The 14,930-nt window shown below is 65.6% G+C and carries 11 protein-coding genes; 3 read left to right on the plus strand and 8 right to left on the minus strand.

What is annotated here, in order from left to right; genetic code table 11:
• Positions 1 to 102: 102 nt before the first annotated feature.
• From accC to scpA, 4 genes are all read right to left on the minus strand, one after another.
• Positions 103 to 2,094 carry an acetyl-CoA carboxylase biotin carboxylase subunit gene (accC, locus tag C664_RS15740; RefSeq protein ID WP_004263787.1) on the minus strand — a complete coding sequence of 664 codons (1,992 nt, stop codon included), beginning with the start codon at positions 2,092 to 2,094 and terminating at the stop codon, positions 103 to 105.
• Between the two features lie 22 nt (positions 2,095 to 2,116).
• The gene (locus tag C664_RS15745; RefSeq protein WP_004263792.1) at positions 2,117 to 3,649 is read right to left on the minus strand and encodes an acyl-CoA carboxylase subunit beta; all 1,533 of its coding nucleotides are present in this window, start codon (positions 3,647 to 3,649) and stop codon (positions 2,117 to 2,119) included.
• A 63-nt stretch (positions 3,650 to 3,712) separates the two neighbouring features.
• Complete coding sequence (meaB, locus tag C664_RS15750) at positions 3,713 to 4,726, minus strand: methylmalonyl Co-A mutase-associated GTPase MeaB (RefSeq protein ID WP_004263796.1); 1,014 nt, start codon at positions 4,724 to 4,726, stop codon at positions 3,713 to 3,715.
• Between the two features lie 76 nt (positions 4,727 to 4,802).
• On the minus strand, positions 4,803 to 6,968 hold the full coding sequence (gene scpA / locus C664_RS15755; RefSeq protein ID WP_004263800.1) for a methylmalonyl-CoA mutase: 2,166 nt from the start codon (positions 6,966 to 6,968) through the stop codon (positions 4,803 to 4,805).
• A 368-nt stretch (positions 6,969 to 7,336) separates the two neighbouring features.
• Between scpA and C664_RS15760 the strand changes: the two genes are divergently transcribed.
• Positions 7,337 to 8,002, plus strand: a complete 666-nt coding sequence (locus tag C664_RS15760) for a GntR family transcriptional regulator (protein ID WP_004263804.1) — start codon at positions 7,337 to 7,339, stop codon at positions 8,000 to 8,002.
• A 15-nt stretch (positions 8,003 to 8,017) separates the two neighbouring features.
• Here C664_RS15760 and C664_RS15765 read toward each other — a convergent pair whose 3' ends face one another.
• The 3 genes from C664_RS15765 to C664_RS15775 form a co-directional block, all read right to left on the minus strand.
• The gene (locus tag C664_RS15765) at positions 8,018 to 9,334 is read right to left on the minus strand and encodes a hemolysin family protein (RefSeq protein ID WP_038012104.1); all 1,317 of its coding nucleotides are present in this window, start codon (positions 9,332 to 9,334) and stop codon (positions 8,018 to 8,020) included.
• Between the two features lie 204 nt (positions 9,335 to 9,538).
• The gene (locus tag C664_RS15770) at positions 9,539 to 11,218 is read right to left on the minus strand and encodes a cation acetate symporter (protein WP_004263812.1); all 1,680 of its coding nucleotides are present in this window, start codon (positions 11,216 to 11,218) and stop codon (positions 9,539 to 9,541) included.
• Positions 11,218 to 11,538, minus strand: a complete 321-nt coding sequence (locus C664_RS15775) for a DUF485 domain-containing protein (RefSeq protein WP_004263816.1) — start codon at positions 11,536 to 11,538, stop codon at positions 11,218 to 11,220. Before C664_RS15775 ends, C664_RS15770 begins: the two co-directional genes overlap by 1 nt.
• Before the next feature lie 165 nt (positions 11,539 to 11,703).
• Between C664_RS15775 and C664_RS15780 the strand changes: the two genes are divergently transcribed.
• The gene (locus tag C664_RS15780; protein ID WP_004263818.1) at positions 11,704 to 12,486 is read left to right on the plus strand and encodes an enoyl-CoA hydratase-related protein; all 783 of its coding nucleotides are present in this window, start codon (positions 11,704 to 11,706) and stop codon (positions 12,484 to 12,486) included.
• 54 nt (positions 12,487 to 12,540) lie between these two features.
• On the opposite strand, the gene C664_RS15785 is transcribed toward C664_RS15780, so the two are convergent.
• Positions 12,541 to 13,989 carry a TolC family outer membrane protein gene (locus tag C664_RS15785; RefSeq protein ID WP_004263821.1) on the minus strand — a complete coding sequence of 483 codons (1,449 nt, stop codon included), beginning with the start codon at positions 13,987 to 13,989 and terminating at the stop codon, positions 12,541 to 12,543.
• A 211-nt stretch (positions 13,990 to 14,200) separates the two neighbouring features.
• On the opposite strand from C664_RS15785, the gene C664_RS15790 reads away from it, so the two are divergent.
• Positions 14,201 to 14,914 carry a transglutaminase-like cysteine peptidase gene (locus C664_RS15790; RefSeq protein ID WP_232435119.1) on the plus strand — a complete coding sequence of 238 codons (714 nt, stop codon included), beginning with the start codon at positions 14,201 to 14,203 and terminating at the stop codon, positions 14,912 to 14,914.
• The last annotated feature ends 16 nt before the right edge of the window (positions 14,915 to 14,930 follow it).

Consider the following 14,930-nt stretch of genomic DNA (forward strand, 5'->3'; position numbering starts at 1 on the left):
AAAAAAACGGGCCTGCTCACGCAGGCCCGCCGATTCGACAGGCACCCGGACACAAGGCCCGGGTCTCCCTCCCCATCGATCAAAAACATCTCATGGGTCCGATCACTCGAACTCGATGATGACCTCGTCCACCGACAGGCTGGCGCCCGGCTTGGCGACGATCTTCTTGACCTTGCCGTCCTGCTCGGCCCGGAGCAGGTTCTCCATCTTCATCGCCTCGATGACGGCGAGCTTCTCGCCCGCCTTCACTTCCTGACCTTCGGCCACGGCGATCTCGCGCAGCAGGCCCGGCATCGGCGACAGCAGGAACTTCGACATGTCGGGCGGCAGCTTCGCGGGCATCAGCGACAGCAGGTGCGCGGCACGCACCGTCATCACCATCGGCTCGACCTGCAGGCCGAAGTGCGAGATGCGGTAGCGCAGGCCGCGACGCTCGATCTGCAGACCGATCGGCGCGCCATTGACGGTGCCGCTGAACAGCAGGTCGCCGAACTTCCAGTCGGAGACGATGTTGTAGGTCCTGCCCTCATGGGAGACGGCGAGCCCACCTTCGATCGGCTGGGTGCTCATCGCGTACTGCTTGCCGCCCATGACCACCACCCACTCGCTGGCGACCTTGCGGCCGTGGCCGGCAAGCTGGCCCTCGATCTGCACCGCGCGCTCGATGTAGCGCATGCGGGCGAAGGTGGCGACGGCGGCGAGCAGCGCCGGATCGTCGTGCGGCACCATCGAGGCGTCGAAGCCCTGCGGATACTCCTCGGCGATGAAACCGGTGTTGAAGTTGCCCGAGCAGAAGCGCGGGTGCTGCAGCAGCGCGGCCTGGAAGGGAATGTTGGAGCTGATGCCACGGATCACGAAGTGGTTCAGCGCGTCGCGCATGCGCTCGATGGCCTGCTGGCGGTCCTTGCCGTGCACGATGAGCTTGGCGATCATCGAGTCGTAGTACATCGAGATCTCGCCGCCTTCATACACGCCGGTGTCGACGCGCACCTGGCCCGGGACCTCCTGCGGTGCCTGGAACTTCACCAGACGACCGGTGGAAGGCAGGAAGCCGCGGAACGGGTCTTCGGCGTTGATGCGGCACTCCATCGACCAGCCGTCGATCTTCACGTCGGCTTGGGCCAGCGGCAGCTTCTCGCCGTAGGCGACGCGGATCATCTGCTCGACCAGGTCGAGGCCGGTGATCAGCTCGGTGACCGGGTGCTCGACCTGCAGGCGGGTGTTCATCTCCAGGAAGTAGAACTCCTTGGTCGCGCCGCTGACCACGAACTCGACCGTACCGGCCGACTCGTAGTTGACCGCGCGTGCCAGCGCCACGGCCTGCTCGCCCATCGCCTTGCGCATCGCCGGATCGACGAAGGGGCTCGGCGCCTCCTCGATGACCTTCTGGTGCCGGCGCTGGATCGAGCAGTCGCGCTCGTTCAGATAGACGTAGTTGCCATGCGAGTCGCCCAGCACCTGGATCTCGATGTGGCGCGGCTCGAGCACGTACTTCTCGATGAAGACGCGGTCGTCGCCGAAGGCGTTCTTCGCTTCGTTGACGCAGGAGGCGAAGCCCTCGTGCGCCTCCTTGTCGTTGAAGGCCACGCGCAGGCCCTTGCCGCCACCGCCGGCGGAGGCCTTGATCATCACCGGATAGCCGATCTTCTTCGCGATCTCGACGGCCTCGTCGGGCCCCGCGATCGCGTCGTTGTAGCCGGGGATGGTGTTCACGCCCGCTTCGATCGCCAGCTTCTTGGACTCGATCTTGTCGCCCATCTTCGCGACCGAGTAGTGCTTCGGGCCGATGAACTTGATGCCTTCCTCTTCCAGGCGGCGCGAGAACTCCGCGTTCTCCGACAGGAAGCCGTAGCCCGGGTGCACCGCTTCGGCGCCGGTCTGCTTGCAGGCGGCGATGATCTTGTCCATCACCAGGTAAGACTCTTTGGACGGCGCCGGGCCGATGCACACCGCCTCGTCGGCCATCTCGACGAACAGCGCGTCCTTGTCCGCTTCCGAATGCACGGCGACGGTCTTGATGCCCATCTTGTGGGCGGTCTTGATGACGCGGCAGGCGATCTCGCCGCGGTTTGCAATCAGGATCTTCTTGAACATGTATGTATTCCTCGTGCGCGGATCAGAGCGGGATGTTGCCGTGCTTGCGCCACGGGTTTTCCAGTTCCTTGTCCTTGAGCATCGCCAGCGAACGGCACACGCGCTTGCGGGTCTCGTGCGGCATGATCACGTCGTCGATGAAGCCACGCGCGCCGGCCACGAAGGGGTTGGCGAAGCGGCGCTTGTACTCGGCCTCGCGCTCGGCGATCTTGGCCGGGTCGTTCTTTTCCTCGCGGAAGATGATCTCCACCGCGCCCTTCGGCCCCATCACCGCGATCTCGGCGCTCGGCCAGGCGAAGTTGACGTCGCCGCGCAGATGCTTGGACGACATCACGTCGTAGGCGCCGCCGTAGGCCTTGCGGGTGATGAGGGTGACCTTCGGCACGGTGCATTCGGCGTAGGCGTACAGCAGCTTGGCGCCGTGCTTGATGATGCCGCCGTATTCCTGCGCGGTGCCGGGCATGAAGCCGGGGACGTCGACCAGCGTGACGACCGGGATGTTGAAGGCGTCGCAGAAGCGCACGAAGCGCGCGGCCTTGATCGAGCTCTTGATGTCCAGGCAGCCGGCCAGCACCAGCGGCTGGTTGGCGACGATACCCACCGGGGCGCCTTCCATGCGCGCGAAACCGATGATGATGTTCTTGGCGTAGTCCGGCTGCAGTTCGAAGAAGTCGCCGTCATCGACCATCTTGATGATCAGCTCCTTCATGTCGTACGGCTGGTTGGGGTTGTCCGGCACCAGGGTATCGAGCGAGTAATCCAGACGGTCGGCCGGATCGACGCAGGGCACGACCGGCGGCTTCTCGCGGTTGCTGGCGGGGATGAAGCCGACCAGGCGGCGGGTCATCATCAGCGCCTCGACGTCGTTCTCGAACGCGAGGTCGGCCACGCCCGACTTGCTCGTGTGGGTGACGGCACCGCCCAGTTCCTCGGCGGTCACTTCCTCGTGGGTCACGGTCTTCACCACTTCCGGACCGGTCACGAACATGTAGGACGAGTCCTTGACCATGAAGATGAAGTCGGTCATCGACGGCGAATACACCGCACCGCCGGCGCACGGCCCCATGATCAGCGAGATCTGCGGCACCACGCCCGAGGCCAGCACGTTGCGCTGGAACACGTCGGCGTAGCCGCCCAGCGAATCCACGCCTTCCTGGATGCGCGCACCGCCCGAGTCGTTGAGGCCGATCACCGGCGCGCCGACCTTCATCGCGTGGTCCATGACCTTGCAGATCTTCTCGGCGTGGGTCTCGGACAGCGAGCCGCCAAACACGGTGAAGTCCTGCGAGAACACGAACACCAGACGGCCGTTGATCGTGCCGTAACCCACCACCACGCCGTCACCCGGAATGTGGTCGGCGTTCATGCCGAACTCGTTGCAGCGGTGCTCCTTGAACATGTCCCATTCTTCGAAGCTGTCGTCGTCGAGCAGCAACTGGATACGTTCGCGCGCGGTGAGCTTGCCCTTGGCGTGCTGGGCGTCGATGCGCTTCTGGCCACCACCGAGGCGGGCCTTCTCGCGCTTCTCCTCCAGCTGACGAATGATGTCGTGCATTGATGATCTCCTGTCAGATCCTGGGATTGTCGGCCCGCGACCGGCACGGGCCCTTGATGTGATTCATAGATGGCCGAGCAGGCGCAGTGCGGCGATCGAGGGTGTGGTGCTGCCCTCTTCCACCGCCCGCGCCAGCGCCGGCAGTTCTTCCTTCACCTGTGGATGGCTGCGGAAACGGCTGCGCAGTCCGGAATCGATCAGTTCCCACATCCAGGCCAGCGCCTGGTGGCGGCGCTTGGCGTCGAGTTCGCCCGACGCGGTCAGCGCCTTGCGGTAATCCATCACCGTGTTCCAGAACTCGGCGATGCCTTCCTTCCTCAGCGCCGACAGCGTCAGCACCGGCACGGTCCAGTTCGGACTTGCCGGACGCAGCATGTGCAGCGCGGTCTTGATCTGCGACTTGGCGCGCATCGCCGCCGCGGGATCGATGTCGGCCTTGTTGATGACGATCAGGTCGGCGATCTCCATGATCCCCTTCTTGATCGCCTGCAGGTCGTCACCGGCGTTGGGCAGCTGCAGCAGGCAGAAGATGTCGGCCATGCCGGCCACCGCCGTTTCGCTCTGACCCACGCCGACGGTCTCGATGATGATGACGTCGAAGCCCGCGGCCTCGCACACCAGCATCGACTCCCGCGTCTTCTCGGCCACGCCGCCCAGGCTGCAGGCCGAAGGGCTCGGGCGGATGAAGGCGCCGGTGTTCTGGCTGAGCAGTTCCATGCGCGTCTTGTCGCCAAGGATGGAGCCGCCCGTCACCGACGAGGACGGGTCCACCGCCAGCACGGCCACGCGCAGGCCCTGCTCGATCAGGTACAGCCCGAGCGCCTCGATGAAGGTCGACTTGCCCACGCCGGGCACGCCGGAAATGCCCACCCGCATCGCGCCGCCGGTATGCGGCAGCAGCGCCTCGAGCACGCGCTGGGCACGCAGCTTGTGGTCCTCGCGCTGCGATTCGACCAGCGTGATGGTCTTGGCCAGTGGTCGCAACTGACGCGCAAGCACGCCCTCGACGAGGCTGCGGTCGGCGGCATCGAGCTCGGGTTGCGCTACGGACGGGAGTTCGGGTCTGTTCATCGGCATCGGGACACGGATTGCGCGGTGTGGCGCACGGCCCCGCACGGTGGACGCACCGCACGGGGCCGGGAATGGCGCGAACTCAAGCGGCCTTGCGCGCGGCGCGGATCTGCTTCAGCACTTCGCGCGCGGCGGCCGGGATCGGCGTGCCGGGACCGAAGATGCCCTTGGCGCCAGCGGCGTACAGCGTGTCGTAGTCCTGGGCCGGAATCACGCCACCGACGAAGGTGATGATGTCGTCGGCGCCGAGGCGCTTGAGCTCATTGACGATCTGCGGCACCAGCGTCTTGTGGCCGGCGGCAAGGCTGGAGCAGCCGACCGCGTGGACGTCGTTCTCGACCGCGTGGCGGGCGGCTTCTTCCGGGGTCTGGAAGAGCGGGCCGATGTCGATGTCGAAACCGAGGTCGGCGAAGGCCGAAGCCACCACCTTGGCGCCGCGGTCGTGGCCGTCCTGGCCAAGCTTGGCGATCATCACGCGCGGGCGGCGGCCCTCCTCGGCGACGAAGGCTTCGATGTCGGCCTTCAGGGCCTTCCAGTCTTCCTGTTCTTCCACAACGGCTCCATACACGCCGGACACGGCTTGCGGGTTGGCACGATAGCGGCCGAAGACGACCTCGAGCGCGTCGGACACCTCGCCCACGGTGGCGCGCAGGCGGATGGCCTTGACGGTCAGGTCCAGCAGGTTGCCCTGGCCGGTCTTCGCGCATTCGGTCAGTGCCGCCAGTGCAGCGTCGACCGCGGCCTGGTCGCGCATCTTGCGCACGCGCGCGAGGCGCTCGATCTGGGCCTCGCGCACCGCATGGTTGTCGATGTCGAGGATCTCGATCGGATCTTCCTTGGCCAGCTTGTACTTGTTGACGCCGACGATGACGTCCTTGCCCGAGTCGATGCGCGCCTGCTTGTCGGCAGCACACTCCTCGACCTTCATCTTGGCCCAGCCGGACTCGACCGCCTTGGTCATGCCGCCCATGGCCTCGATCTCCTCGATCAGCGCCCAGGCCTTGTCGGCCATGTCCTGGGTGAGCTTCTCCATCATGTAGGAGCCGGCCCACGGGTCGACGACGTTACAGATGTGGGTCTCTTCCTGGATGATGATCTGGGTGTTGCGCGCGATGCGCGCGGAGAACTCGGTCGGCAGCGCGATCGCTTCGTCGAGCGCGTTGGTGTGCAGCGACTGGGTGCCGCCGAACACCGCCGCCATCGCCTCGATGGTGGTGCGCACGACGTTGTTGTACGGGTCCTGCTCGGTGAGCGACCAGCCCGAGGTCTGCGAGTGCGTGCGCAGCATCATCGACTTGGGGCTCTTCGGGTTGAACTGCTTCATGATGCGCCACCACAGCAGACGCGCGGCGCGCATCTTGGCGATCTCGAGGTAGAAGTTCATACCCACCGCCCAGAAGAAGGACAGGCGGCCGGCGAAGGTGTCGACGTCCATGCCGCTGGCGATGCCGGTACGCACGTACTCGAGGCCGTCCGCCAGCGTGAACGCCAGTTCGATGGCCTGGTTCGCGCCCGCTTCCTGGATGTGGTAGCCGGAGATCGAGATGCTATTGAACTTCGGCATGTGCTGCGCGGTGTAGCCGAAGATGTCGGCGATGATCTTCATCGACGGGGTGGGCGGATAGATGTAGGTGTTCCGCACCATGAATTCTTTCAGGATGTCGTTCTGGATCGTGCCCGAGAGCTTGTCCTGGCTGACACCCTGCTCCTCGGCGGCGACGATGTAGCCGGCGAGGATGGGCAGCACGGCGCCGTTCATGGTCATCGAGACGGAGATCTTGTCGAGCGGGATGCTGTCGAACAGGATCTTCATGTCTTCGACCGAGTCGATCGCCACGCCGGCCTTGCCGACGTCACCTGTGACGCGCGGATGGTCGGAGTCGTAGCCGCGGTGCGTGGCCAGATCGAAAGCCACCGACACACCCTGGCCGCCGGCGGCCAGCGCCTTGCGGTAGAAGGCGTTGGACGCCTCGGCCGTCGAGAAGCCGGCGTACTGGCGGATGGTCCACGGCTTGACCGCATACATGGTGGGTTGCGGACCGCGCAGGAAGGGCTCAAAGCCCGGCAGCGTATCGGCATGCTTGAGACCTTCGGTGTCGGCCTTGGTGTACAGCGGCTTGACCGTCAGGCCTTCGGGCGTGATCCAGTTGAGCTTCTCGACATCACCCCCGGGGGAATGCTTGGCGGCGGCTTTGTTCCAGGCCTCGAGATCGGGCTGGGGATAGGTCGGCTCGTTGGCGTTCGACATGGAAACCTCTTGGCATCAGGCGCCGCTGGTGCGGCAGTTCAATTTCGACATCAGGTCACGACGGCATCCTCTGGCGGCGCCGGCCGTCTTGCACAGACGCACCCGCTACACACCCGGACGGCGACGAAACCGCCCGTGGCGTGCTGCCACGAGCGGTCGTCGACGCTCCGTCACGCCGCGCGGCCCCTCTCCTGTTCGCCGGGCTGTCGCCCGACGCCTCCCACGCCGCGCAGCGCGAAGGAAGTTGACTTGTTGCATCGACAAAATAATACTTTATCCATAATTATGAACGCAATCCTTACCGACAGTGCAGAAATGACGGCCCACGGATTCAGACAGGCGCGCCCTGCTCACACCACACCTTGCTCATGAACGCATCCCGCATCGCTCCCCTCGCCCTGTACCAGGAAGTCGCCGAACGCCTGCGCGAACGGATCTTTTCGCACGAACTCCCCCCGGGCACCTGGGTGGACGAGCAGGCGCTGGCCGAGCAGTACGGAATCTCGCGCACGCCGCTGCGCGAGGCGCTCAAGGTCCTGGCCTCGGAAGGCCTCGTGACGCTCAAGCCGCGCCGCGGCTGTTACGTGACCGAGATCTCCGAACGGGATCTCGACGAAGTGTTCAGCGTGATGTCGATGCTGGAAGGCGAGTGCGCGCGCGCGAGCACGGAGCACGCCAGCAAGGCCGACCTGGAGCGCCTGCAGGCCATCCATGTCGATCTGGAGAAGGCTGCCGCGGCGAACGACATCAATGGCTTCTTCGAGGCCAACCAGGCCTTCCACCACGCGATCCAGGAAATCGCCGACAACCGCTGGCTGCTGCACGTCATCGAGGACCTGCGCAAGGTCATCAAGCTGTCGCGCCACCATTCGCTGTTCTCGGAGGGGCGGCTGGAGCAGTCACTGGCGGAACACCGCGGCATCCTCGACGCCCTGCTCGCCCGCGACCCCGCGGCGGCCGAGGCGCGCATGCGCGAACACATCCGCAGCGGTCGCCAGGCACTGGCGCGGATCGCCAAGACACGCGCGGCCTGACCGCCCTCGAGCCCCTCAGGCCGGTACGGCAGCGGTCCTCGCTTCGCTCGCGCCCTCGCGCGTCACCAGCACCTGGTCGATGCGGTAATTGTCGATGTCGACAACCTCGAACTTGTAGCCCTCGTACACCACGAAATCGGTCCGCTTGGGCACCTTGCGCAGGCGGTACATCAGGAAGCCTGCCACCGTCTCGTAGTTCTGGAAGCCCTCGAACACCTCGATGTCGAGCGCCTGCATCACGTCCTCGATCGGCGTGACGCCGTCGATCAGCCAGGAGTTGTCGTCACGGCGCACGATCAGCTCCTCCTGGAAGGGGCTGACGAGATCGCCCATCACCGTGTTCATGACGTCCTGCAGCGAAAGCAGCCCCACCACCAGGGCATACTCGTTGATGACGAGAGCGAAGTCCTCCTTCGCGTCACGGAAGCGCTCGAGCGCCTCGAACAGCGTCAGCGAGTCGGGCAGCATCAGGATCTTGCGCACGATGGGCTGGGTGCGCAGCGACAAGTCCTGTCCCTGCACGATCCGCGGCAGGATGTCCTTCGCGTCCACATAACCGATCACGCTGTCGATGCCATCCTCGCAGACCGGGAACTTGCCATGCGGGTGCTCGGCGATCTTGCGCCGGATGCTCTCCTCGGACTCGGACAAGGTCAGGAAGACGATGCTCTCGCGCGCGGTCATCGCCGACGGCACGATGCGCGCGTCCAGCTCGAAGACATTGCTGATCAGATACTGCTCCTGGCGCAGCAGCGCACCGGTCTGCGCCCCGGCATCAGCCATCGCGACGATGTCGGCCGCGGTGATGTCCTCGGTGCGCTTGCTCGGCACCTTGAGCCAGCGGAACAGGAGGTCGGCCACGCTGCTGAAGACCCACACGAGCGGCGCGAAGATCCACATGCAGATCTGCATTGGCCGCACGACGCCGACGGCGATGCGCTCGGGCTGCACCATCGCCAGGCGCTTGGGCATCAGGTCGGCAAAGAGCACGAACAGCGAGGTCACGAACACGAAGGACAGCACGAAGCTCAGCGTACCGAGCAAGGGGCCGTCGTAGAGCGGCCGCAGCAGGTCGGCGACATGGGGCGACAACGCCTGCTCGCCGACGATGCCGCCGAGGATGGCCACCGCGTTGAGGCCGATTTGTACCACGGTGAAGAAGTTGCCCGGACTGTCCTGCAGGGCGAGTACGCGCTGCGCGTTCGTGTGTCCGCCCTCGGCCATCAGGCGCAGCTTGATCTTGCGCGAGGCGGCGAGCGAGATCTCCGACATCGAGAAAAAGGCACTGACTGCAATCAGCAGCAGGATGATGAACAACTGATCGAGCAACACAAGGACTCCTTTGGGATGGGGCCCGCCGGAAGGCAAAACCGCAGGACAACACCCCGGAGTCTATCACTTCGCCATTTCGGCCCCACCGCCCCCGCGTTGCCGGTCACTGCCGGACGAAAGGAAAAACCCCGCCGGACATCGCTGTCGGGCGGGGTTCTCGATGAATGCCGCGGGGTGGCAAACCACCTCGCGGCGATACAGCGATCAGTGCGAGGCCGCCGTAGCCGCCCCGACGCCCGTCTGGGCGCGCACGTACTGGTCCTCGAAGGCTTCGATCTCGGCCTTCGCCGCGGTGCTGCTGTCCATCTTCGACACCAGGATGGTGGCGAGGAAGGCGATCGGCATCGAGAACAGCGCAGGCTGGGTATAGGGGAAGATCGCCGAGGTGAAGCCGAGCACGTCAACCCACACCGACTTCGACAGCAGGACGAAAGTCACCGCGCTGAAGAGACCCAGGTAGCCGCCGGCCAGCGCGCCCTTGGTGGTCAGGCCCTTCCAGTACATCGACAGGATCAGCACCGGGAAGTTGGCCGAAGCCGCCACACCGAAGGCCAACGCGACCATGAACGCGATGTTCATCTTCTCGAAGGCCATGCCCAGCAGCACCGCCACAACGCCAAGGCAGATGGTGGCGTACTTGGACACGCGCAGCTCCTTCGCCTCGTCCGCCTTGCCCTTCATGATCACGCGCGAGTAGATGTCGTGCGAGATCGCCGAGGCCCCCGCCAGCGCCAGACCCGCCACCACCGCGAGGATGGTCGCGAAGGCCACGGCCGACAGGAAGCCGAGCAGCAGGTTGCCGCCGACCGCATTGGCCAGGTGCATGGCGATCATGTTGCCGCCGCCGACGACCTTGCCGCCGATCTCGCCGCCTTCGAAGAACTGCGGGTTCTGGCCGACGATGATGATCGCGCACAGACCCATGATGGCGATGACGTTGAAGAAGTAGGCCACGATGCCCGAAGCATAGAGCACCGACTTGCGAGCTTCCTTGGCGTCGGTCACGGTGAAGAAGCGCATCAGGATGTGCGGCAGGCCTGCGGTACCGAACATCAGGCCGAGACCGAGCGAGATGGCGGTGACCGGATCGGCGAGCAGGCTGCCCGGGTTCAGCAGCTTCTCGCCCAGCTTGTGCACTTCCATCGCGCGGCTGGTCAGTTCCTCGAAGCTGAAGTTGAACTCGCTGAAGGCCAGCACGCCCACAGCCGTGCCGCCGATCAGCAGCATGCAGGCCTTGATGATCTGCACCCAGGTGGTGGCGACCATGCCGCCGAAGGTGACATAGACCATCATCAGCGCGCCGACGACGACCAGCGCGACGTTGTAGTCCAGGCCGAACAGCAGCTTGATCAGCTGGCCGGCACCGACCATCTGTGCCACCAGGTAGAAGCACACCACGGTCAGCGAGCTGATTGCCGCCATCGTGCGCACCTTGCCCTGGTTGAGGCGGTAGGCGGTGATGTCGGCGAAGGTGAACTTGCCCAGGTTGCGCAGGCGCTCGGCCATCAGGAACAGGATGATCGGCCAGCCGACGAAGAAGGACAGCATGTAGATGTAGGCATCGACGCCCTGCATGTACATCATCGCCGTCAGACCCAGCAGCGTGGCGGCCGACATGTAGTCACCCGCGATGGCGAGGCCGTTCTGGAAACCGGTGATGCCGCCCCCGGCCGTGTAGAAATCAGACGCCGACTTGGTGCGGCTGGCCGCCCAGTAGGTGATCCCCAGGGTCAGCAGCACGAACACGAAGAACATCGCGATCGCGTGCAGGTTGAGCGGCTGCTTCTGCATCGCGTCCATCGCGGGGCCGGCTGCAAGCACGGGCACCGAAACGGCGAGCGACAGCAGGCCCGCGCCGAGGCGGGATACGAGTTTGCTGTTCATCATTTTTCCGCCTTCCATGCAGCCTGGACGAGTTCCTTGTTGATGTCGTCGAATTCGCCGTTGGCGCGACGCACATACACCAGGGTCAGGACCCAGAAGAAGATGAACTGCAGCAGGCCGGCGAGGATACCGAAGGTCAGGTTGCTGCCCTCGAACAGGCGCTTGCCGATCAGCTCGGGCGCGAAGGCCACGAGCAGCACGAAGCCATAGAAAACCACCAGCACGACGGCCGCGAGCAGGCCTGCAAAGCGGGTGCGCTTGGCCACCAGTTCCGCAAAGCGCGGATTGCGCCTGATGTGCGCATAGACAGAGCTAGACACTTTCTCCCTCCTCAAGGAAAAGCAACGTTGAAAACGCCACCCCTCCACCCTCCTTTTTCCGACGAGCCGTCTGACGCAGCCGTTCGGATTAATGAATGATATATCATCGATAAGACTCCATACATGTCCGTATGGAAATTTTTTATCTTTTTATCCAGAAACCGCATGGAATCAAAGATTGCGTTCGACCTCGCCGACGGCATCGCCACCGTCACCCTGCACAATCCGGGCAAGCTCAACGCGGTCAACGCCGCGATGTGGCGTGGCCTCTCCGCCGCGCTGCGACGCGTCGCCGACACCCCGGAGGTACGCTGCGTGATCCTGCGCGGCGCCGGCGAGGAGGCCTTCGCGGCCGGCGGCGACATCGAGGAGTTCCTGACCGTGCGTGCCACGGTGGAGGATGCCCTGCACTATCACGAGGAACTCGTCGCCAATGCGCTGGATGCCATCCGCGACTGCACGGTCCCGACCGTGGCCGCCATTCGCGGCGCCTGCATTGGCGGCGGACTCGAGATCGCCGGCTGCTGCGATATCCGCATCGCCGGCGAATCCTCGCGTTTCGGGGCGCCGATCAACCGCCTGGGCTTCTCGATGTATCCGGGCGAGATGGCCGGCCTGCTGGCGCTGGTCGGCCCCGCGGTGATCCTGGAAATCCTGCTGGAGGGACGCATCCTCAGCGCGCGCGAAGCGCTGCAGAAGGGCCTGCTGTCGCGTGTGGTCGACGACGAGCAGGTGTTCGACGAGGCTGCTGCCTGTGCAAGGCGCATCTGCGCGGGCGCGCCGCTGGTGGCGCGCTGGCACAAGCAATGGGTGAAGCGGCTGCTGACGGGGGCACCGCTCACCGACGACGAGAAGCGCCAGGCATTCGACTTCCTCGCCACCGAGGACTACCGCGAAGGGCTGGACGCCTTCCTCGCCAAGCGCCCCCCCGTGTTCAAGGGACGCTGAACGGCGCGCCCCGCCCGCCGTCGTGAAGCCGGGGCGGGACGGGGACGGACCGGGTCAGCGCGCGGAGGACGCGCCCGCCTCCCGCAGCGCTTCCTCGAACAGCGCCTTCTTGTCGATCTCGAGCGGCGTCGGCGCCTCGGGCGGGCAGATCGAGGCAGGATCCAGGGCTTCCTGCTCCGCGCCGAGTTCGGCCTGGGTCGGCATGTCCTCGCGCGCAACGTCGAGCGCACGCATCAGCGTCCCCATGCCGGCAAGCGTGCGAGCCTGCGCCAGCACGAGATCGTAGCGGGCATTCACGTAGGCACGCCGGGCCTGGAAGTACTCGTTCTCGGTATCGAGCAGGTCGAGCAGCGTGCGCTGGCCGATGTCGAACTGGCGCCGGTAAGCCTCGCGCGCCTTCTCGATCGAAAGCTGGTGCTGGTCGAGATAGCCCAGCTGCTCGCTCAGGCGCTGACCGTCGTTGTAGGCGATGGACAGGGTCTGACGCAGGTCGCGGCAGGCCTTCTCGCGCAGGTCCTTGGATAGGTTCAGCTCATCGGCAGCCTGGCGGATGCGCGCCTGATCCGCACCGCCGCGGTACAGGTTGTAGTTCAGGACGAGTTCGACCACGCCTTCGCGCGTGGTGCCGTTCACACCATCGAGATTGCGATCCACGGCCTGACGGGCATGCAGGTCGAGACGCGGCTGATTGGCCGCCCGACGACTATCCACCTGCGCCTGTCCGGCACGGACGTTTTCCACCGCAGCGTTGAGCGCCGCGTTGGTGCTCAGCGCGGCACGCAAGGCATCCCCCGCCGAGGCCGGGATCAGGCTGCCGCCGATCGATTCGGGCATCGGGGCCAGCGTGTCGGCCGGCGCGGCGCCGACGATGCGCAGGTAGCGCGCGCTGACATCGTGCAGGTTCGACACCTCGGTCAGCAGGTTGGATTCGGCCAGCGCCAGACGGCCGGTCGCCTGCTCCAGATCGACACGCCGGCCGACGCCCGCGTTCGCGCGCTCCGCGATCTGGTCGTGCACCCGCTTGTGCTCGACGTAGTTCTGTTTGGCGAGCGTCACCTGCTCGCGGTAGCGGAGCACGTCGGCGTAGGCACGAACCGCCTCGAGCGCAGCCGACTCCGACGCGTCGACCAGTTCGTGGTAGCGCACCAGCCGGGCATGCCCCAGTCGCTTGACTTCGTTACGTGTGAAGAAGCCGTCGTAGACCATCTGGTTGAGCGACAGCACCGCGCCTCGACGGTTGAAACTCTCGGTCGACTCGCCCGGCTGCCGGAGGCGCTCACGCCCCACGCCGGCAGTCAGATCCACCTGCGGCAGGAAACCGCCGCGGGCGACGTCCTGTTCGGCCTCCGCCGCCCTGAACGCGTTCCAGCGGGCCTGCACCTCGGGGTTCGACACGACGGCCTGGCGCGCGGCATCGCGCAACTGCGGCGGCAACTGGGCTGCGGCCAGCGAGGGCAGCACCGCAAGCAGGGCGAGCGACAACAGGGAGCGAAAATTCTGCATGGGTTATTGTTCCTCTGGATGTTCGACAAAGTGCGACCGGCGCCGGCTGACGACACATCTCGTCCACTATTGCTTCGGGGCCGAATAATAGCCCGTCGGCATCGCCCCGACTGCCAACTAGTTATCGGGCAGGCGAACATGCGCGGCGGGCGAACGTCCCGAGCGACAAGCAATGCAGGATAATTCCGGGCACTAAACCCCGCGCCCGTCCATGCCTTCACGCCCTCTCGCCCATCGTCCGCCTCCGCCAGCGTCGCCTGCGCTCGCGGCACGGCTGTGCGCGTTGTGCTGCGGCATCGTCGCCTGCGTTGCGCTGGCCCTGCCCGAATTCGACCGCATGCAGCAAGTCGCCGCCCAGCGTTACGGCGAAACCGCTGTGGAGTCGGTCAACGCCTGGCGGCGACTGGTCGGAGAGGCACGGGATCTGCCCGACGAACAGAAGCTCGCCCGCGTGAACGCCTTCTTCAACGCGCGGGTCAGCTTCGACGACGACCTCCTGGTCTGGCGCACGGCGGACTACTGGGCCACCCCTCTCGAGACGCTGGCCCGCAGTGCGGGCGACTGCGAGGACTTCGCCATCGCCAAGTACATGACGCTGCGCCTGCTCGGCATTGCCGACGAGCGCCTGCGCCTGATCTACGTGCGCGCCCGCATCGGCGGCGCCAACAGCAGCGTTTCGCAGGCGCACATGGTGCTGGGCTATTTCCCGAGCCCCGCCGACGAGCCGCTCATCCTCGACAACCTCATCCGCGACATCCGGCCCGCGGCTCGGCGGCCCGATCTGTTCCCGGTCTTCAGCTTCAACGGCGACGGCCTGTGGGTCGCCGGCGCGCAGCAGTCGTCCGCCGACCCCACCGCTCGCCTGTCGCGCTGGCGCGACGTGCTCGAGCGCGCACGCCAGGAAGGCCTTGCGATCCAGCCATGAACCGACACGACACGCA

The sequence above is a fragment of the Thauera sp. 63 genome (assembly GCF_000310165.2).
Lineage (GTDB): Bacteria > Pseudomonadota > Gammaproteobacteria > Burkholderiales > Rhodocyclaceae > Thauera > Thauera humireducens.

What these genes read in the sequence shown, in the direction of transcription:
- accC (WP_004263787.1), bottom strand. Translation starts at nt 2,094, where the DNA reads ATGTTCAAGAAGATCCTGATTGCAAACCGCGGCGAGATCGCCTGCCGC.
- C664_RS15745 (WP_004263792.1), bottom strand. Translation starts at nt 3,649, where the DNA reads ATGCACGACATCATTCGTCAGCTGGAGGAGAAGCGCGAGAAGGCCCGC.
- meaB (WP_004263796.1), bottom strand. Translation starts at nt 4,726, where the DNA reads ATGCCGATGAACAGACCCGAACTCCCGTCCGTAGCGCAACCCGAGCTC.
- scpA (WP_004263800.1), bottom strand. Translation starts at nt 6,968, where the DNA reads ATGTCGAACGCCAACGAGCCGACCTATCCCCAGCCCGATCTCGAGGCC.
- C664_RS15760 (WP_004263804.1), top strand. Translation starts at nt 7,337, where the DNA reads ATGAACGCATCCCGCATCGCTCCCCTCGCCCTGTACCAGGAAGTCGCC.
- C664_RS15770 (WP_004263812.1), bottom strand. Translation starts at nt 11,218, where the DNA reads ATGAACAGCAAACTCGTATCCCGCCTCGGCGCGGGCCTGCTGTCGCTC.
- C664_RS15780 (WP_004263818.1), top strand. Translation starts at nt 11,704, where the DNA reads ATGGAATCAAAGATTGCGTTCGACCTCGCCGACGGCATCGCCACCGTC.
- C664_RS15785 (WP_004263821.1), bottom strand. Translation starts at nt 13,989, where the DNA reads ATGCAGAATTTTCGCTCCCTGTTGTCGCTCGCCCTGCTTGCGGTGCTG.
- C664_RS15790 (WP_232435119.1), top strand. Translation starts at nt 14,201, where the DNA reads ATGCCTTCACGCCCTCTCGCCCATCGTCCGCCTCCGCCAGCGTCGCCT.